Here is a 26,160-nt window from a genome sequence, read left to right on the forward strand (position 1 = left end):
GAAAAAAGCCATCAATTTTTTTGAGAGGTGACTTCCTATCCAACGTTTACTAGAAAAGAAAGCCGTTATTATTTTTATCTTTGCCACGTAAAACGTTATAATAGACAGTGAGCCTTTTTTGCTCAAACGAAAAGGCCTGATGAGACATGCAAAATGGAATGACATAGATGCTAAAAATGCAGGAGGAAATCACAATGGAAAAAAAGATTCTTGTCGTAGATGATGAAAAACCGATTGCTGATATATTGGAGTTTAACTTAAGAAAAGAGGGCTATGAGGTTCATTGTGCATATGACGGAAATGAAGCCCTTGAAATGGTAGAAGAAATCAAACCGGACATCATTCTGCTCGACATTATGCTGCCGAACAAAGATGGCGTTGAGGTATGCCGTGAAGTGAGAAAAAAATATGACATGCCGATTATCATGCTGACAGCAAAAGACTCTGAAATTGATAAAGTCATCGGTCTTGAGCTTGGCGCAGATGATTATGTGACGAAGCCGTTTAGCACGCGCGAGCTGCTTGCCCGTGTGAAAGCGAATTTGAGAAGACAAATTGCTGCGCCGCAGACAGAGGAAGAATCTGAATCAAATGATATTGAGATTGGATCACTTGTCATTTATCCAGATGCGTATGTGGTGTCTAAGCGTGAGGAAACAATTGAATTGACGCACCGTGAGTTCGAATTGCTTCATTACTTAGCGAAACATATCGGACAAGTTATGACACGTGAGCACTTGCTGCAAACCGTATGGGGCTACGATTATTTCGGGGATGTGCGTACAGTGGACGTCACAGTCCGCCGTCTTCGTGAGAAAATTGAAGACAATCCTAGCCACCCGAGCTGGATCGTGACACGACGAGGCGTTGGCTACTATTTAAGAAACCCAGAGCAGGACTAAGATTCTTATGAGTAAAGTAGGTTTTTTTCGCTCGATTCACTTCAAATTGACCTTAATTTACGTGCTGCTGATCATTGTCGCCATGCAGATCATTGGCGTGTACTTTGTGAAGCAGCTAGAGCAGTCCTTAATTAATTCCTATGATAATTCCTTGAATCAGCGAATCTACTCGTTATCGTATTACCTAGAACAAGATTCATCGAAAAGCAAGGCAGAATTAAAAGAGGATGCTCAAAAGATATTAAACGACTTTAACAACAAAGATGAGTCTAATGAAATTTCTGAAGTCAGCTATATTGACGAAAGCAGAGAGGTCATTGCCTCTGTGAATAATGGCAGTCAGGAGATTGCCGGGAAGAAAATCACTGATCAAATCATTAGCCGTATTTTTGCGGTCGGCAAAGACTATGAAAAGAAATTCTATGACCCAGAATCCAATAAACGGGTGCGTATTTCTGCGACAGCCGTGAAAAATGAAAACCAAGAAACCGTCGGTGTGATTTATGTTGTGTCTTCGATGGAGAGCGTGTTTAACCAAATGCGAACCATTAACACCATTTTGGCGACTGGCACACTGATCGCACTTGGGACGACCGCACTGCTTGGTATCTTCATCTTTAGAACAATCACTCATCCTATTTCGGATATGAGAAAGCAAGCGATCGAGCTTGCCAAAGGGAATTTTTCCAGGAAAGTCCGAAAGTATGGACATGACGAGATCGGCCAGCTTGCGACAACCTTTAACCATCTGACGAGAGAGCTGGAGGAAGCGCAGCTGATGACGGAGGGTGAGCGGAAAAAGCTTTCTTCTGTTATTGCCTATATGACGGATGGCGTCATCGCCACGAATCAAAACGGTGCGATTATTCTATTAAACAGCCCCGCATTAGAGCTGTTAAATGTTTCACGTGAAACAGCTCTAGAGATGCCGATTACGTCCTTACTGGGCCTCGAGGAGACGCATACATTTGAAGATTTAGTCGAAAATCAAGATTCCATGCTGATAGAAATTGAACGCGAAGATCAGCTGTCTGTTTTGCGTGTGAATTTCTCAGTCATTCAGAAAGAGCATGGGAAGATTGATGGTTTAATTGCGGTCATTTATGACGTCACAGAGCAGGAGAAAATTGATGCAGAACGCCGTGAATTCGTCGCAAACGTATCACATGAGCTGCGCACACCGCTGACGACGATGCGAAGCTATCTTGAGGCACTGGCTGAAGGGGCAATTGGTGATAAAGAGCTTGCGCCAAGGTTCCTCAGTGTCACGCAAAATGAAACAGAGCGCATGATCCGGCTTGTTAATGACCTGCTGCAGCTGTCTAAGTTCGACAGCAAGGATTATCAATTCAACCGTGAGTGGACGAATTTTATCAGGTTTATCTCATTGGTCATTGATCGTTTTGAAATGACGAAAGAGCAGCATGTCGAGTTTATCCGCAATCTGCCGCAGCGTGAAATATACGTGGAAATTGATCAAGATAAAATCACACAGGTGCTCGATAATATCATTTCAAATGCCATGAAATACTCCCCAGAGGGTGGACATATCACGTTTACCGTTGATCTGGATGAGGAGAATGGCCTTGTGTTATTCAGCGTCAAAGATGAAGGGATCGGTATTCCGAAGAAGGATATGGATAAAATCTTTGAACGTTTTTATCGAGTGGATAAGGCGAGAACAAGAAAGCTTGGCGGAACCGGCCTAGGACTTGCGATTGCAAAAGAAATGGTTCAGGCTCATGGCGGAGATATTTGGGCTGACAGCATTGAAGGAAAAGGAACAACGGTGACCTTTACCCTTCCGTACAATGAAGAACAAGAGGATGATTGGGATGAAGCGTGAGACCTTTAAAACCATAATATTGACAATCCTAATTGCGATCAGTCTTGTGTTTACGTGGAATATTTGGATGTTCCAGCCCGTCATGCAGGACCAGGCAGATGCCGGCACAAAGGTCGTGGAAACGAAGAAGATTTCAAGCGACGAGCCTAGAAGTCTCATTGATGTCGTGAAGCCGCGCGAGATGTTCATCCATTCAAATGGGGAGCATTTTAAAGTCGATCAAAAGGAACTCTTTCAAAACTTTTGGAATGATGTGAGCCTTTGGGATGTCAAAGAGATTTCGGATGTGTCGGATCAATATTCTGAGCAGAGATTTAAGAATTTCTTCTATGGAAGCGGAGGACAGGGGAAGACATTGGATCTTGTGTTCAATGACTCGATTCCGATTGATATTTTCCAAGCGCTGTTTAAATGGCCGAATAAGTCCATTGAATACAACTCGTTTGATCGGATGATTGTGCCGTTCTCCCAGCAGGACAAGGCCAATAAGAAAGTCTATTTGGTTTCATACAGCAAGGAAACGGTGCTTGAGCTGACAATAGAATCCGCTAACTATCGGAATCTAATGGACAGTATCTCAGCCGCTCAAAACGAGATGCCGCGCTACGATCTCTATACATTCTCAGCGAATTCTAAACGAGATTTCCTCCTTCCGAGAAAGCAAAAGCAGCTTGAAGCGAAAATGTTCTTTATCGAAACGATTAAGACAAGCAAATTCAAGGACGCTCTGTTTACGGACCCGAGTCTTGTGGGCGAGGAGTCTAATTTAAATCGGACAGTGTACACAGATGGCACAAGCCGTCTTGAAGCCAATCAAAAAGACCACCGCATCCAATATCAGCACCGCAATATCAATTCCAGCACCGTTTTCCAAACGGGGGATTTGATCAAGCGAAGTGTGAAGTATTTCAATGATACGGGGAGCTTTACCGATGACTATCAATACTTTGGCATCAACAGCAACCAGCAGCTTTCCTTTAATATGTTTATGGATGGTCTGCCGATCGTCAACAGTACAAAGCATCCATTTGGGATGACCTCTCTTGAAGTACAGTGGGCGAATGATGACATCTTGAATTACAAGCGTCCAAACTATATTCTAGGCAACAAAGCGAGTCAGAGTGAACAGGTCAAGCTGATGAACGGGACAGAGCTGAAGGACTTAATCGTCAAGCAGACGAAATATGATGACCTGGAGAAAATTGAACAAATTTTCCCGGCCTATCAAGCTGCTTCAACCGCATCAGATCAAGATCAAGCGATGTTTGTCTGGCTGGAGCCAGTATGGTGCATGAAATATAACGGCAAAACCGTGATACTATCGCATGATTTGTTGACAGAGGGGAGCGAGAATAATGGAGTGGAATAAGACCAAAACGATCTTTATCCTAGCCTTTCTCGTTCTCGATATCTTTCTAGGTTTTCAATACTTTGAAAAACGATCAACCGATCATTTTGCGATTATCGAAAAAACGGATACGCTGGAAGAAATGAAGGCAGATGGGATCAAATATGGCAATCTATCAGATGAAGCGAAGATTGGATACCGCATTACAGCTGAAAAGAAGCAATATACGAAAAAGGATGTCGACGGATTAGCTGATCAAAAGGCGAAAAGCACATTCCCGAAAACGGACAAAGATGATCCTGTCACACTGCTTGAGATGACCTTCAATAAACCCGTTGCATTGCCAAAAAAGGATATAAAAACAGCGGCGGCAAACCTCGTAAACCAGCGTTTGCTGGATGGGAAGAATTATAAGCTGTGGAGTATTGATGAAGAGACAGGGAAGATCGTCTTTTTCCAAACGTATAAAGGGAAATACATCTTCCAAGAAGGCCTTGATGACACCGAAACCATCGGGAAAATCACCTTAGATGTAAACGATCAAAACGAGGTCGTGTCGTATCAGCAGTCGATGGTGACGTCGATTAATGAAGTGAGAAAAGAAACCCTTGTCCCAGCCCTTGAAACCGTGAAGGACTTATATACACAAAACATGCTGAGCCAAAACACGACCGTGAAAAAGGTAGAACTTGGCTACTATACGCAATACCCGGGTGCAAGCACGCAGGTCATGGTGCCTGTATGGCGAGTCGAGCTTGAAGGCGTATCAGTTAGTTCAAAGAAAAAGACAGAAGAAGAATATTTGATCAATGCCATTGATGGCTCAACACTTGATCATATAGAGAAAGATGACAAATCTTCAATGGAGTGAGAGAACATGAGCTTGCAGTTCAGTGTACTAGCGAGCGGAAGTACGGGGAACGCTTTTTATTTAGAAACAGACGAGCATGCCTTTTTAGTGGATGCTGGGTTAAGCGGCAAACAAATGGTCGAGCTGCTTGGTCAAATCGACCGCAAGCCTGAAGACTTGGACGGCATTTTTGTGACACACGAGCACTCAGATCATATTAAAGGGCTCGGTGTCATGGCGAGAAAGTACAAGCTCCCTGTCTATGCAAATGCGAAAACATGGAAGGCGATGGAGTCTCATATCGGGAAGATTGACACAGAGCAAAAATTCCACTTTGATATGGAAACCGTCCAATCCTTTGGTGGTCTCGATGTTGAGTCCTTTGGCGTCTCACATGATGCGGCTGAGCCCATGTTTTACGTGTTCCATTATGGCGGGCGCAAACTTGCCCTAATGACGGATACAGGCTATGTGAGTGACCGTATGAAAGGCATCATTCAGTCAGCCAATACATTTGTATTTGAGAGCAATCATGATGTCGGTATGCTGCAAATGGGCCGATACCCGTGGAGCATTAAGCGCAGAATTCTGAGCGATGTCGGACATGTATCAAATGAAGATGCCGCTCTTGCGATGACAGATGTGATTGGAGATGCCACCTCACGCATTTATTTGGCTCACTTGAGTCAAGACAACAACATGAAGGATTTAGCCCGTATGGCGGTCCAGCAGACGCTTGAGATGAAGGGCTTTGTTGTCGGGGATGGCTTTGATTTATATGATACGGACCCGAAAAAAGCAACCCCGCTTTGCGCCGTATGATTTTTACAATCGGATGATTAAGATAAGAGCTTCTTACCAACACTATATACATCATCTATTCACTGAAAGGAAGGAAACATAGTGGATTATCGCGATGTAGAGTGGAAGCCGAGACGAAGCAGAAAAGGATATTTCCTATCTGGTCTGATCGGTGTATTGGTAGGAGCTTTTTTAATGGGATTCTTTTTCCCCTATGTGTCAGGACAGAGCGGCAGTCCCTTTGGGTGGCAGCAGAATGGAGATGGGCAATCAGCACAGGGCCCTTTAAAGACCGTCAATGTGAACGTCAATGATGCGGTTACAAAAGTCGTATCTAATATGTCGGATACGGTTGTCGGCGTCATTAATATCCAAAAGTCGAGCTTTTGGGAAGAAGGCGGGGAGGCAGGCAGCGGGTCAGGTGTGATTTATAAGAAAAAGGGTGATACCTTTTATATCGTGACCAACCACCACGTCATCAAAGGCGCCAACCAGCTTGAAGTGAGCCTTCAGGATGGGACAAGAATTGGTGCCAATCTTGTTGGCAGCGATCAGCTGATGGATTTAGCGGTTCTCACCGTCAAAAGTGATAAGATCAAGAAGACCGCCGCCTTTGGCAATTCAGATCATGTGAAGCCAGGTGAGCCAGTCATCGCCATTGGAAATCCGTTAGGGCTTGAATTCGCGGGCTCTGTCACACAAGGTGTCATTTCGGGAACGGAACGTGCGATTCCTGTAGACTCGAATGGGGACGGACAGGCGGATTGGAATGCGGAGGTACTGCAAACAGATGCCGCCATCAATCCAGGCAACAGCGGTGGTGCCTTGATCAATATGGACGGAAAAGTGATCGGCATCAACTCAATGAAGATTGCTGAATCAGAGGTAGAAGGCATCGGGCTGTCTATCCCGGCGAATCTAGTCATCCCTGTCATAGAAGATTTAGAGCGCTACGGAGAGGTGAAGCGTCCGTATCTAGGCGTTGGCATGAAATCATTAGCAGATATTGCGAGCTATCACTGGCAGGAAACGTTGAAGCTGCCATCTAAAGTCACATCAGGGGTTGTCGTGATGAGTGTCGAGTCTTTGTCTCCAGCGGGAAAAGCGGGACTAAAAGAGCTGGATGTCGTCACCTCCTTTGATGGCAAGAGTGTTCAGAATATCGTAGATCTTCGTAAGTATTTATATCAAAAGAAAGTCGGCGACAAGGTAAAGATGGAGTTTTACCGAAGCGGAAAGAAAAAATCAGTAGAGATCAAACTTTCTCAAACCGACCGGTTCGGTGGATGACCAGTTCCTTGATGGGACTGGTTTTTTTTGCATGCTCATCATATGATGGAGGAAAGGGGGCGATGCGATTGGTTACACTACAACCAATGTCACAAACGGATTACGATGTATTGATGGAGAAGGCCATTCAGCGGTACGCAGAAGAAAAGGTACTCGCAGGGACATGGGAAAAGGAAGAATCACTTGCGAACGCAGAAGAACAATTTGATCGGCTGCTTCCCGAAGGTCTGCAGACAGAGCATCATGAGCTATGGAATTTCTTGAACGGGGAAGAAGCGATTGGCTGGGTTTGGCTTTGTTATGACCCGAATCACCCTCAGCAGGAAGGATTCATTTATAACTTTATTTTATTTGAAGCTTATCGAGGAAAAGGCTTTGCAAAGCAGGCCATTGCTGCATTAGAGGAGCAGGCAAAGTCATTAGGAGTGCAGAAACTCTCGCTGCATGTCTTTGCTCACAATCAAATCGCCCGTTCACTGTATGAGAAGACGGGATTTGAAGAAACCGGAATCTATATGAGTAAACCTTTATGAAAAAGAAGAAGCACCGTGCGGATCGCATGCGGTGCTTTTTATCAGGAGTCATGCATCCTGAGCCGTGACTCTATATAAATCAACTTTGCATTTCACGAAAGCGCGGATGATCGATGGGACTTGGGCTTCTGAACGAATCAACAATGAGGTCTCGTCATCACTGATCACAAGATCTGTTCCGACAGTTTGTAAGTACTGTGTGAGAACAGGCTTCACCTCATCATCAATCCACGCATGCTTGAAGGTTGCACGTATGTTTGAGGATGTGATGGTTTTTTCTTGAGGATGAGTATGGGGGGACACTAATTTTCCTTCAGAAATGAATGCCGTTTTGGTACAAATACTATTTGTGAACCTTGGGCGGTCAGCCGTTAAAAAGACGGTTTTCCCTTCATGTTTTAACGTTTCAATGACCTGCTGGATGTGTAAGATCGAATCAGCATCAATATCGGCAAAAGGCTCGTCTAGTAAAATAAATTCGGGCCGATGGGCGATGGCCTGCGCCATTCCGAGCCGCTTCTTCATACCAGGTGTGAAGGTAGCTACCTTTTCCTGATGATAGTGATCTAAACCGACAAATTCGAGCAGTTCTTCATAATCACTCGTTTTCTGGCGTGTCCCGGTGATTTTGGATAAGTAGGCAATATGTTCAAGTGCCGTGAGCCCTTCATATAAATCCGTATATTCAGGCAGAACACCGATATGCTGCCTCACCTTTTTTAATGAAGGCATATCCATCATCGTAAACGTACCAGAGGTTGGCCGGGAAATTCCCGTAATGATATTGAAAAACGTCGTCTTACCAGAACCCTTAGGTCCAATGAGTCCGAAGATATCGCCTTGATTGACATCAATGGTAATGTGATCTATCGCGACTTTTGTCCGATATTTTTTTGTGAGCTCTTTTGTATGCAGCATTTAGACATCCCTCCTTTGAAATAGGAGTGCTGTTCCAATGAGTAATACAACGGTCAATGCTGTATTCATGAGTACATAGGTCAGCGGTTCACTCAAGCGCGCATAATAATAAGGCGTCATATATTGGAACCAATGAATCAATCGTTCTGAAGAAAGAACAGATATCATACTGACGATCGGGAAAAGAAAGGAAAACAACATCCCAACAAACATTGATTTCTGCGGTGTTGGAAAGAGCATGGACAAAAATAAAGTACATGAGATACCGACACTGATAAAGGTTAAGATTTTTAACGCATCAGAGAACAGAAAACGATGTGAAATCACCATATTCAGTACGTATGTCGTCATAATGCAGCTAAGCCAAAACAGCATCAGCCCAAGATATTTTCCGATAATAATGTTCAAACGGGTTGTTTTACTGACGAGAAAACGAATGGTTTTTAAATGAATTTCGCGGCTCAAAATATCATGAGACAATAAAAAAATAAGGAAGAAACCAAATAACGACATCACCAGTTCATTCCCAATAGAATAAGGATCCTTTGCCTGCTCCCATTTGTACTGATGAGCAGCAATAAACGGAAGAGTTGAAACAAAAGTAGATAAAATGAAAATAATAACAATTGTTAAAATCGATTTTGTGCTTTTGAAGAGCTGCTTAAACTCATTCATACAGATGGTCCACACACGCTGTACCTCCCTTCATCTTTATTATACAGCTAGAAAGGAAAGACACCATATCTCGCTCTTTAACATTTGTTTAAATTTTATAAAAAGAAGACTCTTCCAGCATCAGTTGACTCACTTTTGAAAATGTTCAGAAAAATATCTTGATTTATCAAAAAACATCATGTATGATAGCTTTAATTCAAGATAGTTAAACAGGCAATGACGAGAGAAAGTACAATCATCAATTTTTCCACAGAGAGCTTCGGCAGCTGAAAAGAAGCAAAAATAATGATTCGAAAAATGGTCTCTGAGCCTCGTGCTGAACATATCTATGATATTAGTAGGACACGACGAGAGTTGGTACTCGTTATCAAAACCACAGTATATGAGCCAGATTGGAGCTTTGTACTTGTAGAGGCTGTTTAGCGCGAGCAAACAGTAAATAAAGGTGGTACCACGAGACAAATACCTCGTCCTTATGATTCAAAGATAAGGATGGGGTATTTTTTATTGTCCACTTTTTTCATACAAATGTTCAAATGTTCCACGTGAAACACCACATCCATTTTTTCAAATGAAAGGGAGATTGACATGAGTGAACATGCATTGGTTTTACAATCAGATTTCGGCATTGATGATGGAGCAGTCAGCGCAATGTACGGAGTGGCAAATACGGTGAGCAGCAGGATCCGCCTTTTTGATTTAACACACAATATACCGCAGTATGACATTTGGGAGGCATCTTACCGCCTGCTCCAAACCGTCACATACTGGCCGGAAGAGACGGTATTCGTTTCCGTTGTTGACCCAGGTGTTGGGTCAGAGAGAAAGAGTCTTGTCGTCAAAACCACAAGCTCGCACTATATCATTACCCCAGATAACGGGACACTCACGCACGTCGCGCAGGATATTGGCATTGTGGAAGCCCGTTATTTAGATGAAACCATTAACCGGCTGCCGAAGTCGGGAAAATCACATACATTCCATGGGAGAGACATTTACGCATATACAGGGGCGAGAATCGCTTCAGGTGTGATTTCTTTTGAAGAGGTGGGGCCAAAGGCGAATATTGATGATATTATTCACCTTCCAGTCGTACAGGCGTATGCGAAAGAAGAAGTCATCACAGGGACGATTGATATTTTAGACGTGAGGTTCGGAAACCTATGGACAAACATTCATCACACGTTATTTGAACAGCTTTCAATTAATTACGGCGATGCAATAGAAGTTACCATTGCCAACGGGCCGAAAAATGTGTATAAAAATATCATGACCTATGGACGATCTTTTGCCGATTTAAAGGTAGGCGAACCACTCGTATATGTCAATTCACTCGACCATTTAGGCGTGGCGATCAATCAAGGGTCATTTGCAAAGGCTTATAACATCGGTACAGGCACAGGCTGGCGCCTTTCGATTCGCAAAGCTCCGCGCATTATATACGAATAAGAGGAGGAAACATCATGGCAGGTAAACAACTTTCAACGAAAACTGTCGTTGCCATCGGAATTGGCGCAGCCGTCTTTGTCATTTTAGGACGCTTCGTCTCCATTCCAACTGGGATTCCGAATACACAAATTGAGACATCATACGCATTCCTTGCATTAATGGCTGTGCTTTTTGGTCCTGTTGCAGGCGCACTGATTGGGTTTATTGGTCATCTCATTAAAGATGCCACCACATTCGGCCCTTGGTGGAGCTGGATTATCGTTTCAGGTGTTGTTGGGTTATTGATTGGCTTCATTTCTAACCGTTTAAAAGTAGAAGAGGGCGACTTTGGCTGGAAGAAGATCACGCTTTTCAACGCCGTACAAGCAGGCGCACAGGCATTAGGCTGGTTTGTCATTGCTCCTGTACTCGACATTGTGATCTATGCAGAACCTGCGAACAAAGTATTTGTTCAAGGCATCGTGGCAGGGATCTCGAACATCATCACAGTCGGTGTACTAGGAACCATCATCATTGCGGCTTATGCGAAAACGAGAAGCAAAAGCGGCAGTCTATCGAAAGAAACATCATGAAGCAAGGTGGAACACATAAATGAAGAAACCGATGATTCAATTCGAACATTTCGGATTCAAGTATCGCAGTCAGGCAGAACCGACATTGAAAGATATCAACCTGACCATCTATGAAGGGGAAAAAGTCCTCATCGCAGGCCCGTCTGGATCGGGAAAAAGCACGCTAGCCCATTGTATCAATGGGCTAGTTCCTGCGTCTTATAAAGGTTCTATGGAAGGAAGTCTTCACATCGGCGGGAAAAATGCAGAGAAAGAGAACATTTTCTCCCTTTCACAGCTCGTCGGAACGGTGCTGCAGGACCCTGATGGACAATTTATCGGGCTGACCGTTGGAGAAGACATCGCGTTTGCTCTTGAAAATGATCAAGTCACACGCGATGAAATGAAAACACGTGTCGAAGAAGCGGCAAGATTAACAGAGGTAGACGGCAAGCTGGCATCGTCCGTGCATGAGCTGTCAGGCGGTCAAAAACAACGTGTCGCCATTGCGGGCGTACTTGTCAACGATGTCGACATTTTGCTGTTTGATGAACCACTTGCAAGCCTTGATCCGTCTACAGGCAAAGAAGTGATCGATCTTATTGATCGACTGCAAAAAGAAACGAAAAAAACGGTCGTGATGGTCGAGCACCGGTTAGAGGACGTCCTCTTCCGTCATGTGGACCGCATCATCGTCGTCAATGACGGAACGATTGCGGCGGATATGACACCAGATGAATTGCTCGCCTCAAATGTATTAGAAGCGGCATATTTGCGCGAGCCTTTATATGTAAAGGCCATGAAATATGCAGGCATTCCGGTTGAAGCAGGAGATCAGATAGCTAATTTACAGCATCTTACCTTAAATGAAGAGGCAAAAGTGAAAATCGAGCAGTGGATGGAAGCGTCTGAGCCGTCAGTCGAGCAGATTGCAGCGCAGGATTTGCTAGAGGTGCGTGAGCTGAGCTTTGACTATCCGACGAGACCAAACACGCTGAGCAACATCTCCTTTACCGTCAAAAAAGGAGAAATGATCAGCATCGCAGGAGCCAATGGCGCAGGCAAGACGACACTGTCCAAGGTGCTCTGCGCGTTTGAAAAGCCAACGAAAGGGTCAATTCTTTTAAATGGCGATGACATCACAGGAGACACAATCAAACAGCGCTCCGAACGAATCGGCGTTGTCATGCAAAACCCAAATCAAATGATTTCAAAACAAATGATCTTTGATGAGGTGGCACTCGGTCTTGTTTTAAGAGGCGTAAAGGAAGACGACATCAAGGAACGGGTGGAGCGGGTTCTAAAAGTGTGCGGCTTATATCCATTTCGGAACTGGCCGATTTCAGCTCTCAGCTTTGGTCAGAAAAAGCGCGTCACCATTGCATCAATTCTTGTATTAGAGCCAGAAATCATCATTTTAGATGAGCCAACTGCAGGACAGGATTTTAAACATTACACAGAGATGATGACGTTTTTAGAGCAATTAAATCAGCAGGGTGTCACGATCTTCATGATCACCCATGATATGCATTTGATGCTCGAATACACGACAAGAACCATTGTCATTTCAGATGGAGAAAAAATCGCAGATGATACCCCAGCCAAAGTGCTGACAGATCAACTGCTTGTCCAAAAGGCGAGCTTAAAGGAAACATCGCTGTACGAACTGGCACTGAAAGCAGACTGGCCAAATCCAAATGAACTCGTGGATCGCTTCATTGAGGTTGACAGAAAGGAACGAATGACATGGCTGTAGACATGCTGTCCTATATCGATCGCCCGTCGCCGATTCATCGGCTGACAGGTGCAACCAAACTCATTTGCTTTACCCTCTGGTCATCCGCAGCGATGCTCACGTATGATACAGGCATTTTAGTCTTTATGCTAGCCGCCAGTATTGTATTCTTTCAGCTATCGAACGTGCGATTTCGTGATATTTCCTTCGTGGTGATTGTCCTGGCGATTTTCCTAGTCATCAACAACATCGCTATTTACATCTTTGCGCCCCAGCAAGGAGTCGCCATCTACGGAGCAAAGCATGAGCTGTTTCATATTGCAGGCTGGTACAACGTCACACTGGAACAGCTTTTCTATCAATTGAATATTACGCTGAAATATGTGACCGTCATGCCAGCAGCGCTTTTGTTTATCGTCACAACGAATCCAAGTGAATTTGCCTCATCGCTCAGCCGAATCGGGGTCAGCTACCGGATTTCCTATGCTGTCGCGATTGCTTTACGCTATATTCCAGATATTCAGCGGGATTTTCGAACGATAGCGATTTCTCAGCAAGCAAGAGGAATTGATTTATCGAAGAATGAAAAACTGGGGAAACGGATTAAAAATGCGCTGTCGATTGTGATGCCGCTGATTTTCTCCAGCTTGGAGCGGATTGAAACGATCAGCAATGCGATGGAGCTGCGTGGATTTGGAAAGCATAAAAAGCGCACATGGTTCACGGCGAAAGACTTTCAAAAAGCAGATTATGCTGCGTTATTGTTTGTTGGTGTGGTACTCATCGTGTCGCTAGTGATTACATTTGTTAGAGGAACGAGATTTTATAATCCGTTTCTATAGAAGGAAGCCTACACATGAGTGGAGGCTTCTTTGTTTTGTTTGTGGATAAAAGTTGTGGAAAATAGTAAAAGACTATTAACATGTGAATAAATCGGTTATATTGAACAATGAGCGAAACACTTGTGAATAACGAGACAATATATTGGAGGAATTAGAAACTTATGAACAAATCACTTTATGCTTGCGCAGAACACATAGAAACCGTACTAGACATGTACATAGATGATCACGAAACGCCGCCAGAATTCAGAAAAATCGAACATACACACAGTTTATCCACAACCTGTGAATTGTGCAATGAACCTGCAATATATATAGTGGGGAACGAATGATCGGACACAAAATACACAAATTTTATCCACAATTGTTGATAACTTATATGAATAACTTGTTCTTAAGGTGGGGATGACCTGTGAATATATCAATTATCACGGTAGGAAAATTAAAAGAGAAGTATTTAAAGCAAGGCATAGCCGAATACACAAAACGATTACAGGCCTATGCGAAACTTGAGATCATTGAGCTCGCGGACGAAAAAGCACCAGAACACCTCAGCGAGCAAGACATGAAAATCATCAAAGACAAAGAAGGCGAACGCATCCTAAGCAAAATCAACCCAGACGCCCACGTCATCGCCCTCGCCATCGAAGGAAAAATGAAAAGTTCCGAAGAATTAGCCGATACAATAGATAAGCTGGCAACATACGGAAAAAGTAAGGTGTGTTTTGTCATAGGTGGGTCACTTGGGTTAAGTGATGCTGTGATGCAGCGGGCGAATGAGAAACTGTCGTTTTCGAAAATGACGTTCCCGCATCAGTTGATGAGGTTGGTGTTGGTGGAGCAGATTTATCGGGCGTTTCGGATTGTGCGGGGGGAGCCTTATCATAAGTAGATGGGGATTTTTATACCATTTGATAAAATCTATTAATAATTTTTTATCTATTTGGAAACTTAAGTAAAAACTATTATCTACAATTTATTCATCCTAATTATTTGCTATAATTAGGATGAATATTGCTGCGAAACGGGGTTTAATAGATGAATATAGTTCTGACAAGACCATCAGCAGCGCCTGTGATTCAGGCGCTTCGTTCTATTGGATATAACGCTAGCACAGCTATTGCTGACCTTGTAGATAACAGTCTTGATGCTAAGGCATCAACTATTAAAATTAATTTTACCTATAATGATACAGATGGAATGATTACCATAAATGATAATGGTTTCGGTATGACTGAAGATATGCTTCAAATTGCCATGAGTATTGGTTCTAAAGACCCAAGAGAGCATAGAAGAGCAAACGAGCTCGGTCGTTTTGGAATGGGGTTAAAAACGGCATCTTTTTCATTTGGAAAGCGGTTGAGTGTTTTGACAAAAAAAGATGGAGCATATTATGAGAGATGCTGGGATCTTGATCATGTATCAGAATGCAATGAATGGCAACTTTTTACCAAAATTCCTGAAGAAATCAAACTGAAAATGGGTGAAATAAAGGAAGAAAACGGCACAGTCGTCTGTATTGATAAGCTTGACCGTTTTATGGGAGTTGGACGAAAGCGCAGATTAAAAGAAATAAGCTTCTACAATAAAGTTTCCCGTATTAATAGACACCTGGAATTTGTCTTTCACTCTATACTGGAGAAAAAAGAAGTAAGCCTGCTAATCAACGGTAAGGAGATAGAACCGTGGGATCCATTTATGAGATACCATCCGAATACAATGGAAGGCGAAATGCAGATCCTTAGAATAAATGATAATAGAATCAAAGTACAGTATTTTATTTTGCCTCATGCCTCCCATTTAACAGAGTCTGAATATAAGAAGGCTGGCGGTTACAAAGGCTGGCGTGATCATCAGGGATTATATATCTATAGAGAAAATCGTCTTCTATATTTTGGTGATTGGATGGGGCTGTTTCCAAAGGATGCAGCTTCACAGCTGGCCAGGGTGCGCATCGATCTCCCGAATGCAGCTGACTCAGACTGGCAGGTTGATATAAAAAAATCGGGCATTAATTTGCCTGAAGACGCTAAAAGAAGACTAGAAACCATTTCATCCATTGCACGAAAAGTTTCAAGGGATATGTTTTATTTCCGGACACAGTCTGGTCCTAGAAATCCTTCTATTAAGGGAAGTTTAAATACATGGGAGCAGTCAGGAAACGAGGATGGTCCTCAATTTATTTTAAATCGGAATCATCCGATTCTTTCTGAGTTGCTTAAAAATTTGGATGATGAACATGTAAAACTCTTAAACTTATATTTGAAATTTGTACAGCTTGGCTCGCCAAGCAATATTATAGATGCTCCTAAGGTTCCAGAAGAAGAAGTGCAAAAGGTTTCAGACAGCAAGAAAGAATTGGTAGTCCAATTTGCTTCTTCTATGATGCAGTTAAATGTGGCTGAAAACGAAGAACAGCTTTTGAATATTTTGTTAACGCAACCTGCATTTGATGAATTAAACCGTGCAACTTTAAAAGTAATTCTATTGGAGGCGAATTTGAATGTCAGCAATTGATTTGAAAGATTTTTTTGAACAGAACTTTTCAAATACCTATTATTACCTAAAAACAGTTTATAAAAATCAGGAAGAGGCAGCAGAAAAAGCCTTGGAATCAGCAAGAGGATTAGCGTCGGCGGAGAGCCCTATTGACGATCCAACATTTCAAAGGTGGTCACTTGAAATGTACATGAAGTACAAAATTGGTTTGGAAGTTCCAAAGAATTATGTGATGAGAGAGTCCAAAGAAAAAAGCTGGTTTGAGCCTAAGATGGTAGCTAGCGGATTTTTCTGGTCCAGGTACCGTAGATATCTCTCCAGTTCGAAAAACTGGCCTCTTGAGGCAGTTACTGCAATAGATGAAACAACGAATCAGATAATGGCTTCTATAGGAAATCCAAGCTCGATGGACCCATTCGATAAACGTGGGCTTGTATTAGGTTACGTTCAGTCAGGTAAAACAGCTAATTTCACTGGCTTAATCAATAAAGCTTTTGATGTTGGCTATATGCTAATAATTGTGCTGTCAGGGATTCATAATGATTTAAGAACTCAGACACAAATCCGTCTGAATGAAGAGGTAATTGGGAACCGAACAGACAAGGATGGAAATCCAATAGGGGTTGCCCAAATAAGCGCAAATACAGCTGATCATATCATTTCTTCTTGGACAACAGAAGACCATGATATCAAATCAAGCCAAAGGGGTACTAGTAATCTAAACTCACCAACATTAATGGTCGTTAAGAAAAATAAAACCGTACTAGAGTCGCTTCGAGATCAGTTAATTTATCATCGGGATATATATAATTTGGATATTCCCGTCTTAATTGTTGATGACGAAGCAGATCAGGCATCCGTTGACACTTCCAATCCTGATAAAAATGAAGATCCGAAAACGATCAATCGCTTGATCAGGCAAATTCTTGAAATTTTTAATCGGAAAGCTTTTGTCGGATATACTGCAACACCTTTTGCAAATCTTCTAATCAGCAATGAAGGAATTACAAATGAAGAAGGCGATGACCTGTATCCAAAAGATTTTCTTGTCGGCCTACCAAAGCCGAAGGAATATTGCGGACCTGAGGAATATTTTAATGTGGAAGAGGACGCTGAAGATACTCGCCCAAGTCTGATCCGCCATTTGCGTCAAGAAGACCTCGATGTATTTACAAAAATTAAAAAGAAATCTGACGCAAATAAATTCGAAGAAGTTCCTCCTCAAATGCGTGAAGCAATACTTGAATTCCTGCTTGTGATTGCTATTCGCAATTTGAGAGGACAAAGAAATAAACATAATTCAATGCTCATACATACTTCTCGTTTTAAAGATGTCCAGTCAAGTGTAAAAGACGCAGTGGAGCGGGCGTTTGATGCTATATCAAAGCAATTACAGTATAATCCAGAAAGCACTGTGATTGCAGAGCTGCAAGACCTTTATGAAAATGATATTCTCCCAACAAGTAAAGATTGGCCGAATGAAAATTACCCAGAATTTAGCTGGAATGAAGTATATAAAGAATTGATGAATTGCTGTGAAAGTATCCAAGTTTTCGAGATAAATGGTAACAGCCGGGATGCATTAGATTACCATCAATATAAAGAAGAAGGATTAAATGTTATTGCTGTAGGTGGAGACAAATTGTCCAGAGGATTAACACTAGAAGGCTTAAGTATCACCTATTATTTCCGTAATACGCTTATGTACGACACTCTCATGCAGATGGGGCGCTGGTTTGGCTATAGAAAGGGTTATATGGATATCTGCCGCATTTATACTTCTAATGAGATTGCTTCAAATTTTGAACATCTGTCTATTGCGATGATTCAACTTCGACAGGAATTCGACCGTCTGGCTGCAATGAAGAAAACACCTTCTGAATATGCAATCAAAATGCTCAGCCATCCAACAATGAAGCTTACGAGTCCTTTGAAAATGAGAAATGCAGTTTCTTCAAATGTCATTTATGCTGGTACCCTACAACAGACAAGACTATTTGATCCAAGTGAAGATGTAATGAAAGGAAACATGGATGCGGCTGTTAAGCTCGTTAATATACTTCCTTTAATAAAGACAACATACAAAAAGACCAACTTCTACTCGACATCTGGTGTGAACGCAGAACACATCAAGGGATTTCTGTCAGAATATCGAACGGCTGACAGTAATATTGTAAATTCTGCACTAATTGCTGACTATATTGACAGAGTGAACAAAGAGGGAGAATTATTAAATTGGACAGTTTCAATTGTAGAAGGTCAGCCTAAATCTGCTATTGGCCTATCAGAATACCCGGTTGAATTAGGGAAAATCAGTTTGAAATCTGCTTCTGCACTTGGAAATAAGGTCAAAGCACCTGATAGCATGTATCAAATTAGAGACATTGGGGCTATTGTGTCTCCAAACCATGAGGACATGGATTTGGACTTTGATAAAATTAAAGAACTTAAAGAGCGTAAAGATAAACGAGGAGTGCGTTCAAAGGAAAATGGCCTAATGTTAATATATCCTTTGCATCCAGAAGTTCCTATCTTTAAGAGTTTAGATGTGAAATTCTCCTCGAAACTAGTGCCAATTGGAATTGCGTTTTCTTTCCCGGGGACGGAAATCGAAGAGAAGGGCGTCTACCAGACAAATAAAACGATATAATTTTTAAGGAGAGTATTTGTGTTGAACCTAAAACTAGAATTTGAGGAATTGATACAAGAACTTAGGGACCAGGATGATAGCGAAATTTACAAATTGAATGTCTTGACTTATGAGAATCCAATTATGTTTGCAGGAATTGATCCTGTTAATCATCATAGGCAACTGTACATTGATTTGGGGTCAGGAGGATGGGACGAAGATCAGGAAAAAGCATTGCCTAAATGGAGGGGAATGTCCGTTAAGGTGGAATACTTTGAAAAATTATCCCTCTTAAAGGAACATTATTTTCTTGTTATCCGACAAGAGGATGAACAAAGCCCAGAAATCTTTGAACTTGTTCTGCAGAATCTCGCTGATCATCTGGCAGTAGCTGAAGAAGAAGGATCCCTCTTTTCAACAGTCTATAAAGTACTTGATCGATGGAGGACTTTCTTTCAGCGCGGAGGATTTAAACGCCTTTCAGAAGAGCAGCAACGTGGGTTGTTTGGGGAATTATGGTTTATTAATGAATGGCTGGAAAAGCATCCGGGTCAGCCCCCTCTTATAATTGAGCATTGGGAAGGACCGACGAAAGGCCGTATTGATTTTAAAGGCACCAAATGCGGAATTGAAATCAAAACAATTATTGAAAAATTATCAAAAACGATTAAAATATCAAATGAAAACCAGCTAAAGCTGAATGAAGCCGTATCTTCAATTTATCTCTATGTATGTTTTCTAGAGCAAAGTCGTACACATGGACTTTCTCTTCAAGAGCTGGCAGGACAGGTTCGTGTCAAACTTGCAGAAAGATCTGAAAGAATTGCACTCATTTATAGCGATTTATTGACTGATCTGGGATTTAGAGAAGATGAATATGAAGATGTTCTATATTTTATGGAAAAGACAGAAGTATATGAGGCTGGTGAAAATTTTCCCCGCTTAATAAAGGAACATCTGCCAAAAGGAATTTCACATGTAAGCTATAATATTGATCTGACTCATTGTTCAGTATATGAGAAACAACTGGAAACCATATATCAAATGTTTAGAGTGGAAGGATAAAAGATGATAGAAACAAGACAAAGAAAAGAATTCCTGCTCGATTTTACGGAAGAGTTAGAGGAAAAAGCGATAAAATCTGGTAGTTACCAGGTTCCTTTCCTGGAAAAAATGATTTCCTTTATGGATAGACCAGATGAACCTGAAATTCTGTTGCCTCCTTTTAAGGATTCTGGAAAAAACATTGCCGTAAATGCCTATTCTTATGATGATGAGAATCAAGTATTAGATGTTTACGTTGTTGATTATAACTTTGAGCAGAATGAAGAAGATTTGCTTTCCATCAACATGACTGCTGTTACTGAAATAGCTAATAGGGCAAAACGCTTTATTACAAACTCAAAGAATCTTCTTCAGACGATTGATCATTCATTGGAAGCCTATGATCTTGCTAAAATCATTGATGAAGTAATCAATAGTTTAAATGAGATTAATATTTTTGTTATCACGAACATGTATTATACCTCCAATAAACCTGTAGAAATAAGCATCCCTGGAATTGAAACGGTTAATGTCCAAGTATGGGATATCAATCGAGTTCAACAACTCATCACTTCTGAGCAAGCTATTGAAACAGACTACATCGATTTTGAACAGGACTACGGTGAAACATTTGAAATGATGTTTGTCCCTGATCCTTCAAGCGGTATGAAGGATTTTGAATGTTATATAGGTTATATTTCTGCTGAGTTACTAGCTAAAGCTTATGATGAATGGGGGCAAAAGCTTGTTGAGCGAAATGTCCGTTCATTTCTTCAAGCAAGGGGTGGAACCAACAAAGGCATTCGCGATACATTAAAGGACCCTTTTCAGCGTAAAATGTTTGTTGCATATAACAACGGTATATCAACAGTAGCTCGTACTGGTGAATTTGAACCAGTAAAAGACGGGGTAAACCAATTTAAGATTAAAGGATTAAGTGGCTGGCAGATTGTCAATGGAGGTCAAACGACAGCTTCCATTCATAAAGCTTACAAGGATGGAATTAGCTTGAAGGATGTCTATGTTCAGGCAAAACTTACAATCCTACAGGTTAATGAATTTGTTGAAAAAGATCAGCACCAGATTGAAGATGAGATGATTTCACGCATTTCACAGTATGCCAATACACAAAACAAGATTAATAAATCTGATTTATTAGCCAATACACGTTTCATGTCTGACCTTGAAAAATTTTCAAGAAATATCTGGATTCCTGGAAAAGATGGTAGGAGATCCGAAAGCAAATGGTACTTTGAACGTGCCAGAGGGCAGTATATGGTTGATATAAACAGGCGCAATAGAGGCAAAGAACAGACCGACTTTAAGAAGCAAAATCCGAAAAATAAAGTCCTCACAAAAGTTGATATGGCTAAATATTTCATGTCATGGGAAGGCTATCCTCACGTTTCTAGTAAAGGGGGGGAGGAAGCTTTTAAAAAATTCATGGAGCTGAATAAGAGCTTCTGGAGCGGAAATTCCCTAGATAAGATAACATTATCTTTCTATCAAAAACTAATTGCCCGAGCTATAATTAATCTTAGGGTAAAGGAAATTGTTGATGAAATGAAGCTAAGAGGGTACAAAGCAAATGTTCTTTATTATACAACTGCAATGATTCATCAAATATACAATGAACAGATAGATTTAGTTGAAGTATGGAAAGAACAATCCCTTTCCGAAAAATGGGATGATATTATTCGAATAATCGCAGAAAAGACATTGTCCTATCTTAGGGAATCTGCGGGAGAGCGAAACGTTACACAATGGGCGAAGCAAGAAGCGTGTTGGATTCAGTACAAAGAAACCTGCTCACAAGAATTAAAAAACTTGATTTAGTCTTATCACCCTAATCCTTTGACAGAGATTCAGGGTGTTTTTTCATTTAAGGATAGTGTTTTATAAATATGTGAATATGATTAACTGAGTGTCAAAAGCCATGCATAAATTCATGTTCCTAAATGAAAATTAAACTTCATTACATACTAGTCTTTTAGATTCACTCGCTGATCTTTGCAGACATTTTAGAGAGTCTTAGTGAGACATTATTAGACATGGATTGGAACACTGTAGGTTTGTTATACTTTATAGCTTATAAACAATTTGTCTTTTGCAAACTCTGAAATCTCCCTTGAGAACCCAACAATAAACCATTTGTTATAAATATAATTATGATATAATTGAAAAGTTAATTAAAAAACAAATTTACGAACGTATGTTCTTTTTTAAAATATAATATGAAAGATTACTTCTTAATGAAGTGAGGTTTTATAATGAAAAAATTTAAAGTAATGGATCTTTTTGCAGGGGCAGGCGGTCTCAGCAACGGCTTTGAACAGACAGGCAGGTTCGAAGTGAAAGTTGCTGTCGAAATTAATGAGAACGCACGTAAAACCTTCAAAATAAACCACCATAATGACGTCATTTTACATGAGGATATTACAAAGCTTCAATATACAGACGAAAATGGAGTAAAGATTGGTGAATTTTGTGATATAGATGTTGTAATCGGGGGACCACCATGTCAAGGATTTTCCAATGCGAATCGGCAGCAGAATACCTTAATTTCTTCGAATAATAATCTTGTTAAGGAGTATTTGAGGGCGATTGAAGAAATTCGTCCTTTAGCTTTTGTGATGGAAAACGTGAAAAGCATGGAGTCAGAAAAGCATAAGTTTTTTTTGAGTGAAGGGGACGAAGTTGAGCTTGTTAAGCTGGAAATCGAGCCTGTAGAAGAACATATTAAGATCGGAAGAAGTACACTTTACTCTGTTAACTTAAGAAATTTTCTTATGGATGCCTACAAACAGCGGAAAGATCTAACACCTTTTATGATAAGTAACGAACTCTTTTCTAAATTAAATACACTTTTAAAACATGCTAAAAAGAAATCGCCTATGGATTTATTAAACTTTATAGAAAAAGAGGCAAACTATAAATTTTTTATGAAGGTAATAAACAAGCAATGGCATAGTCAGCATTGTGAATATTGGAATAGCCTATACCAATTAGATTGGACTGACTTGGGAGAAAAGCTGAAGAACCTTTTAGACAAAACAACTGGAGATCTCACTTCATATACAGATAGCCTTGAAAACATCCTTGAGGCACAGAAGGTAATACGCAAGATTTCAGAAGTAATTAAAAATAAAGTTTTGTTATTCGATATAGAAGAAAATAATGATGATATTGAGATTATCATTAAATCATTTAATGTGTTTAATTATATTAAAAGAAAGTTTACCAAGTTAGGTTATGCATTAAATGAGGATAAGTATATTTTTAATGCTGCTCATTATGGAGTGGCGCAGGAAAGAAGCAGATTAGTTTTAATGGGCATCAAAGAAACTTCTTTAAAAAAGGAAGCAGTTAAAACGCCTGAGCCACTATTTCATAATAGGAAAGAGTATAACAAAATCTATGATGCAATAGGCGATTTAGAAAACATATCACCCGGTGTAAATGTAAAAGATGATGAACTTGATAAGACTTCCCATCAACCGCTACTCAATAGTCCTCTTAATGATTATCTTAATAATATAGATAAGGTATATAACCATGTTAGAACTGAATCTGGTGAAGTAGCTCTAAAAAGATTTAAGGCTCTAAAAGAAGGCCAGAATTTTCATAATTTGGATGAATCTTTAAAAACAACCTACACAGATCATAGCAGAACACAAAATACGATTTATAGAAGACTTGCATATAATGAGCCTTCAGATACTGTACTTAATGCTAGAAAATCAATGTGGGTTCATCCAGTTATAGACAGAGCTATCAGTATTAGAGAAGCAGCTAGGTTACAATCATTCCAGGATTCATATAAATTCTGTGGGTCAAAAGACTCGCAGTATCAACAAATAGGGAATGCGGTACCCCCATTGCTTGCTAGGGCTGTTGCAGAGGGAATTTTGCAATCTTTAGGTGAAGAGGTTGAGGAGAATATTAGAGAAATACTTTTGCCTAAACAAGTTGTTGAAAATTGTGTATATTCTGGAATGAAAGTTCGCGGGTAAAGGTCTGATATAGACTTTTTCCTTTAAACTTTTTATATACTCCCATTACATAACTTATAAATTTTTAAAGTAAGGCATAATTAAAATTAAAAATTTCTCTCTTGAATTAAGTTAGGATAAAAAATCCTAAAGAGAAATCATAAGGTAGGAAACACACCATGCACACAATCAAAAAAATAGGCAAAGCCTTCTCTTACATCACACCAGTATCACTCACCGACCGCCCCATCCTAGGCATGGTCGTAGGCAATAACAAAACATTAATGATCGATGCCGGCAATTCAGAAGATCATGCAAACTATTTCATCCAAAAGACCTTAAAACAAGAGAACGCCAAGCCCGATCTCGTTGTCCTCACGCATTGGCATTGGGATCATATTTTTGGTCTGCCAGCGCTGCCTGATACGGTTTCGATTGCTTCTGCAAAAACCAGAAATGAAATGGAGAAGCTTCTTCCGTTTTCTTGGTCAGATGAGGCGATTGATGAGCGGGTGAGGGAAGGAACGGAGATTGAGTTTTGCGCGAAGGCCATTAAGGAAGAATATCAGGATCATCGAGATATTCAGGTGGTTTTACCGGATGTCACGTTTGACCGTCGGATGGAGATTGATCTTGGCGGGGTTACTTGTGTCGTGCAACATGTTGGGGGCGATCATGCGGCAGATTCAGTGATTGTGTATGTGAAAGAGGAAAAAATCCTGTTTCTTGCTGATTGCATTTATCCGAAAATGTATGCTGAAAAAGTACATTATACAGTGAAAGAAATCTTACGTCTTTTAGATGAGTTAGATGCTTTTGAAGCTGATACGTATATTCCTTCACACCAAAGACCGTGGACAAAAGAGGAGTTTCGTCAGGAAACAGACAAGCTTCGGATGATAGCGAAATACACTGATCTTTATGGTGGAGATCGGCAGAGAATCGTGAGTGAATATCAAGCACATGTGAACAGAGAACTGAAAGAAGATGAGTTAGAGACGATCGCTTATTTTGTAAATGGTTATTAAATAAATGCGCTAAAAAAAGTCTCATTTGAGTTATGCATCTCAAATGAGACTTTTAAATTTCTACGGCAAACCTACAACATCTTCTGCATCACAAACTGTGACAGACATATTCTTAGCATTAATAATAATGACACAATCCCATGTCGGCTTAATTTGCAGTTCATCATTCTCATCAATACGGATAATCCCTTTGAATTCAACAGTTTGTTCTAGAAAAACCATTTTCTTTTCTGTATCATCTTTGACTGCTGTTAAATGTTCAGGGTAGTGAACTTTCCAGTCAAAAAAAGTAGTTTTTTTCATAAATCCTCCTGTTTTCACTCGTATAAATCTCCGAATACTTCTTCTGTTTGCCGGATTGTTAGAGTTTTGTTGGTTGGATCGATTGTAATGACACAATCCCAAGTAGGTTTGATTTGTAGCTCGTTGTTTTCATCTATCCAGATCACACCGTTTAATTCAATGGATGGTTCTAAAATGACCATCTTCTTTTCATGATGATCTGTTATTGCCGTTAAGTTTGCTTGTAATTGAATGGTCCAATCAAAAAACGTGATTTTTTTCATGAGTTCCCCTCACAATTTTGTTTATATTTCCATTATAACTTGCATGAGTTCTGACATGTTATTTGATCATTCTATTTTTTGGTATAATTAGATGTAATTAAAGAATGGATAAAAGACTGATAAATGTTTGAATTTAATCGGAGGTATGTATGAAGCAACTATACATGAAGCAGAAAGTATTTAGTCTGAGCGGCAGGTTTACAGTAAAGGATCAGCAGGAGAACGATGTGTATTTGGTCGAAGGCAGTTTTATGAAGATACCGAAGACGTTCACCATTCTGAATACAGAACGAGAAGAAATTGCTGTGATTACGAAGAAAATATTTAGCTTTTTACCGAAGTTTTTAGTAGAAGTCGGTGGTCAAGAAGTATTGACGATCAAAAAAGAGTTTACGTTCTTTAAAGCAAAATATTCAATTGATGCTGCGGGTGTAGAAGTGCAGGGTAACTGGTGGGATATGAATTTCCAAGTGCTGCAAAGCGGCGAAGTGATCGGCCAGGTGAAGAAGGAATGGTTTACATGGGGAGATAGTTATAAGGTCGATATTTTGAAAGAAGAAATGGAGCCTGTGATGATTGCGCTCGTTGTTGCGATTGATTGTGTGAAGGCTGATGAAGCAGCCTCTAGGTCTTCGTCGTCGACAACGACGAATTAATAAGTG

24 protein-coding genes and 1 other annotated feature are annotated in these 26,160 nt (G+C 40.7%); of the genes, 20 read left to right on the forward strand and 4 right to left on the reverse strand.

Annotation, left to right across the window (positions count from 1 at the left end; genetic code table 11):
- The first annotated feature begins 194 nt into the window (after positions 1 to 194).
- From yycF to C6348_RS09865, 7 genes are all read left to right on the forward strand, one after another.
- Positions 195 to 902 (forward strand): response regulator YycF, encoded by a 708-nt coding sequence (yycF, locus tag C6348_RS09835; protein ID WP_034660610.1) that lies wholly within the window; start codon positions 195 to 197, stop codon positions 900 to 902.
- A gap of 7 nt (positions 903 to 909) precedes the next feature.
- On the forward strand, positions 910 to 2,748 hold the full coding sequence (gene walK / locus C6348_RS09840; protein ID WP_106042813.1) for a cell wall metabolism sensor histidine kinase WalK: 1,839 nt from the start codon (positions 910 to 912) through the stop codon (positions 2,746 to 2,748).
- Positions 2,738 to 4,117 carry a two-component system activity regulator YycH gene (gene yycH, locus C6348_RS09845; protein WP_034660605.1) on the forward strand — a complete coding sequence of 460 codons (1,380 nt, stop codon included), beginning with the start codon at positions 2,738 to 2,740 and terminating at the stop codon, positions 4,115 to 4,117. Before walK ends, yycH begins: the two co-directional genes overlap by 11 nt.
- On the forward strand, positions 4,104 to 4,967 hold the full coding sequence (locus C6348_RS09850) for a two-component system regulatory protein YycI (RefSeq protein WP_106042815.1): 864 nt from the start codon (positions 4,104 to 4,106) through the stop codon (positions 4,965 to 4,967). Before yycH ends, C6348_RS09850 begins: the two co-directional genes overlap by 14 nt.
- Before the next feature lie 6 nt (positions 4,968 to 4,973).
- A complete protein-coding gene (locus tag C6348_RS09855; protein ID WP_034660602.1) occupies positions 4,974 to 5,768 on the forward strand; it encodes an MBL fold metallo-hydrolase in 795 nt (264 codons plus the stop codon).
- Positions 5,769 to 5,846: 78 nt separating this feature from the next.
- A complete protein-coding gene (locus tag C6348_RS09860) occupies positions 5,847 to 7,037 on the forward strand; it encodes a S1C family serine protease (RefSeq protein ID WP_411266108.1) in 1,191 nt (396 codons plus the stop codon).
- 62 nt (positions 7,038 to 7,099) lie between these two features.
- A complete protein-coding gene (locus tag C6348_RS09865; RefSeq protein WP_370876298.1) occupies positions 7,100 to 7,570 on the forward strand; it encodes a GNAT family N-acetyltransferase in 471 nt (156 codons plus the stop codon).
- A gap of 48 nt (positions 7,571 to 7,618) precedes the next feature.
- Here C6348_RS09865 and C6348_RS09870 read toward each other — a convergent pair whose 3' ends face one another.
- Entirely contained in the window at positions 7,619 to 8,488 is an 870-nt protein-coding gene (locus C6348_RS09870; protein ID WP_106042821.1) for an ABC transporter ATP-binding protein, read from the reverse strand.
- Complete coding sequence (locus C6348_RS09875; protein WP_106042823.1) at positions 8,489 to 9,178, reverse strand: ABC transporter permease subunit; 690 nt, start codon at positions 9,176 to 9,178, stop codon at positions 8,489 to 8,491.
- 192 nt (positions 9,179 to 9,370) lie between these two features.
- Positions 9,371 to 9,641: a binding site (T-box leader), on the forward strand.
- 110 nt (positions 9,642 to 9,751) lie between these two features.
- On the opposite strand from C6348_RS09875, the gene C6348_RS09880 reads away from it, so the two are divergent.
- The 12 genes from C6348_RS09880 to C6348_RS09935 all read left to right on the forward strand — a co-directional run bounded on the left by C6348_RS09880 (position 9,752) and on the right by C6348_RS09935 (position 24,932).
- The gene (locus C6348_RS09880; protein WP_034660590.1) at positions 9,752 to 10,612 is read left to right on the forward strand and encodes an SAM hydrolase/SAM-dependent halogenase family protein; all 861 of its coding nucleotides are present in this window, start codon (positions 9,752 to 9,754) and stop codon (positions 10,610 to 10,612) included.
- A 14-nt stretch (positions 10,613 to 10,626) separates the two neighbouring features.
- Positions 10,627 to 11,184, forward strand: a complete 558-nt coding sequence (locus C6348_RS09885) for an ECF-type riboflavin transporter substrate-binding protein (RefSeq protein ID WP_012011871.1) — start codon at positions 10,627 to 10,629, stop codon at positions 11,182 to 11,184.
- A 19-nt stretch (positions 11,185 to 11,203) separates the two neighbouring features.
- A complete protein-coding gene (locus C6348_RS09890) occupies positions 11,204 to 12,919 on the forward strand; it encodes an ABC transporter ATP-binding protein (RefSeq protein WP_106042825.1) in 1,716 nt (571 codons plus the stop codon).
- Positions 12,910 to 13,740, forward strand: a complete 831-nt coding sequence (locus tag C6348_RS09895; RefSeq protein WP_106042827.1) for an energy-coupling factor transporter transmembrane component T family protein — start codon at positions 12,910 to 12,912, stop codon at positions 13,738 to 13,740. The genes C6348_RS09890 and C6348_RS09895 overlap by 10 nt, the downstream gene beginning before the upstream one ends.
- 161 nt (positions 13,741 to 13,901) lie before the next feature.
- Entirely contained in the window at positions 13,902 to 14,072 is a 171-nt protein-coding gene (locus C6348_RS09900; protein ID WP_106033080.1) for a CxxH/CxxC protein, read from the forward strand.
- An 80-nt stretch (positions 14,073 to 14,152) separates the two neighbouring features.
- On the forward strand, positions 14,153 to 14,632 hold the full coding sequence (gene rlmH / locus C6348_RS09905) for a 23S rRNA (pseudouridine(1915)-N(3))-methyltransferase RlmH (protein WP_106036271.1): 480 nt from the start codon (positions 14,153 to 14,155) through the stop codon (positions 14,630 to 14,632).
- Positions 14,633 to 14,778: 146 nt separating this feature from the next.
- Positions 14,779 to 16,257 carry an ATP-binding protein gene (locus tag C6348_RS09910; RefSeq protein ID WP_106042829.1) on the forward strand — a complete coding sequence of 493 codons (1,479 nt, stop codon included), beginning with the start codon at positions 14,779 to 14,781 and terminating at the stop codon, positions 16,255 to 16,257.
- The gene (locus tag C6348_RS09915; RefSeq protein WP_106042831.1) at positions 16,244 to 18,889 is read left to right on the forward strand and encodes a Z1 domain-containing protein; all 2,646 of its coding nucleotides are present in this window, start codon (positions 16,244 to 16,246) and stop codon (positions 18,887 to 18,889) included. The genes C6348_RS09910 and C6348_RS09915 overlap by 14 nt, the downstream gene beginning before the upstream one ends.
- Before the next feature lie 18 nt (positions 18,890 to 18,907).
- Positions 18,908 to 19,933: a PD-(D/E)XK motif protein gene (locus C6348_RS09920; RefSeq protein WP_106042833.1), complete on the forward strand. Its 1,026-nt coding sequence runs from the start codon at positions 18,908 to 18,910 to the stop codon at positions 19,931 to 19,933.
- Between the two features lie 3 nt (positions 19,934 to 19,936).
- Positions 19,937 to 21,748, forward strand: coding sequence for an AIPR family protein (locus C6348_RS09925; RefSeq protein WP_106042835.1), 1,812 nt, complete (start codon positions 19,937 to 19,939; stop codon positions 21,746 to 21,748).
- Positions 21,749 to 22,182: 434 nt separating this feature from the next.
- Positions 22,183 to 23,925 carry a DNA cytosine methyltransferase gene (locus tag C6348_RS09930; RefSeq protein WP_106042837.1) on the forward strand — a complete coding sequence of 581 codons (1,743 nt, stop codon included), beginning with the start codon at positions 22,183 to 22,185 and terminating at the stop codon, positions 23,923 to 23,925.
- 158 nt (positions 23,926 to 24,083) lie between these two features.
- A complete protein-coding gene (locus C6348_RS09935) occupies positions 24,084 to 24,932 on the forward strand; it encodes an MBL fold metallo-hydrolase (protein ID WP_106042839.1) in 849 nt (282 codons plus the stop codon).
- A 60-nt stretch (positions 24,933 to 24,992) separates the two neighbouring features.
- Here the strand turns inward: C6348_RS09935 and C6348_RS09940 are convergent, their stop codons facing one another.
- Entirely contained in the window at positions 24,993 to 25,235 is a 243-nt protein-coding gene (locus C6348_RS09940; protein ID WP_106042841.1) for a hypothetical protein, read from the reverse strand.
- Between the two features lie 14 nt (positions 25,236 to 25,249).
- Entirely contained in the window at positions 25,250 to 25,498 is a 249-nt protein-coding gene (locus tag C6348_RS09945; protein ID WP_106042842.1) for a hypothetical protein, read from the reverse strand.
- Between the two features lie 149 nt (positions 25,499 to 25,647).
- Here C6348_RS09945 and C6348_RS09950 point away from each other — a divergent pair, with 149 nt between their 5' ends.
- On the forward strand, positions 25,648 to 26,154 hold the full coding sequence (locus tag C6348_RS09950) for an LURP-one-related/scramblase family protein (RefSeq protein ID WP_106042844.1): 507 nt from the start codon (positions 25,648 to 25,650) through the stop codon (positions 26,152 to 26,154).
- The last annotated feature ends 6 nt before the right edge of the window (positions 26,155 to 26,160 follow it).

Source organism: Bacillus sp. YBWC18 (assembly GCF_002998775.1).
Taxonomy (GTDB): Bacteria; Bacillota; Bacilli; order Bacillales; family Bacillaceae; genus Bacillus.

Excerpts from the sequence above, each read along its gene's own strand:
- yycF (WP_034660610.1), top strand. The coding sequence starts at position 195 with ATGGAAAAAAAGATTCTTGTCGTAGATGATGAAAAACCGATTGCTGAT.
- walK (WP_106042813.1), top strand. The coding sequence starts at position 910 with ATGAGTAAAGTAGGTTTTTTTCGCTCGATTCACTTCAAATTGACCTTA.
- yycH (WP_034660605.1), top strand. The coding sequence starts at position 2,738 with ATGAAGCGTGAGACCTTTAAAACCATAATATTGACAATCCTAATTGCG.
- C6348_RS09850 (WP_106042815.1), top strand. The coding sequence starts at position 4,104 with ATGGAGTGGAATAAGACCAAAACGATCTTTATCCTAGCCTTTCTCGTT.
- C6348_RS09855 (WP_034660602.1), top strand. The coding sequence starts at position 4,974 with ATGAGCTTGCAGTTCAGTGTACTAGCGAGCGGAAGTACGGGGAACGCT.
- C6348_RS09865 (WP_370876298.1), top strand. The coding sequence starts at position 7,100 with ATGCGATTGGTTACACTACAACCAATGTCACAAACGGATTACGATGTA.
- C6348_RS09870 (WP_106042821.1), bottom strand. The coding sequence starts at position 8,488 with ATGCTGCATACAAAAGAGCTCACAAAAAAATATCGGACAAAAGTCGCG.
- C6348_RS09880 (WP_034660590.1), top strand. The coding sequence starts at position 9,752 with ATGAGTGAACATGCATTGGTTTTACAATCAGATTTCGGCATTGATGAT.
- C6348_RS09885 (WP_012011871.1), top strand. The coding sequence starts at position 10,627 with ATGGCAGGTAAACAACTTTCAACGAAAACTGTCGTTGCCATCGGAATT.
- C6348_RS09890 (WP_106042825.1), top strand. The coding sequence starts at position 11,204 with ATGAAGAAACCGATGATTCAATTCGAACATTTCGGATTCAAGTATCGC.
- C6348_RS09895 (WP_106042827.1), top strand. The coding sequence starts at position 12,910 with ATGGCTGTAGACATGCTGTCCTATATCGATCGCCCGTCGCCGATTCAT.
- C6348_RS09900 (WP_106033080.1), top strand. The coding sequence starts at position 13,902 with ATGAACAAATCACTTTATGCTTGCGCAGAACACATAGAAACCGTACTA.
- C6348_RS09910 (WP_106042829.1), top strand. The coding sequence starts at position 14,779 with ATGAATATAGTTCTGACAAGACCATCAGCAGCGCCTGTGATTCAGGCG.
- C6348_RS09915 (WP_106042831.1), top strand. The coding sequence starts at position 16,244 with ATGTCAGCAATTGATTTGAAAGATTTTTTTGAACAGAACTTTTCAAAT.
- C6348_RS09925 (WP_106042835.1), top strand. The coding sequence starts at position 19,937 with ATGATAGAAACAAGACAAAGAAAAGAATTCCTGCTCGATTTTACGGAA.
- C6348_RS09930 (WP_106042837.1), top strand. The coding sequence starts at position 22,183 with ATGAAAAAATTTAAAGTAATGGATCTTTTTGCAGGGGCAGGCGGTCTC.
- C6348_RS09935 (WP_106042839.1), top strand. The coding sequence starts at position 24,084 with ATGCACACAATCAAAAAAATAGGCAAAGCCTTCTCTTACATCACACCA.
- C6348_RS09940 (WP_106042841.1), bottom strand. The coding sequence starts at position 25,235 with ATGAAAAAAACTACTTTTTTTGACTGGAAAGTTCACTACCCTGAACAT.
- C6348_RS09945 (WP_106042842.1), bottom strand. The coding sequence starts at position 25,498 with ATGAAAAAAATCACGTTTTTTGATTGGACCATTCAATTACAAGCAAAC.
- C6348_RS09950 (WP_106042844.1), top strand. The coding sequence starts at position 25,648 with ATGAAGCAACTATACATGAAGCAGAAAGTATTTAGTCTGAGCGGCAGG.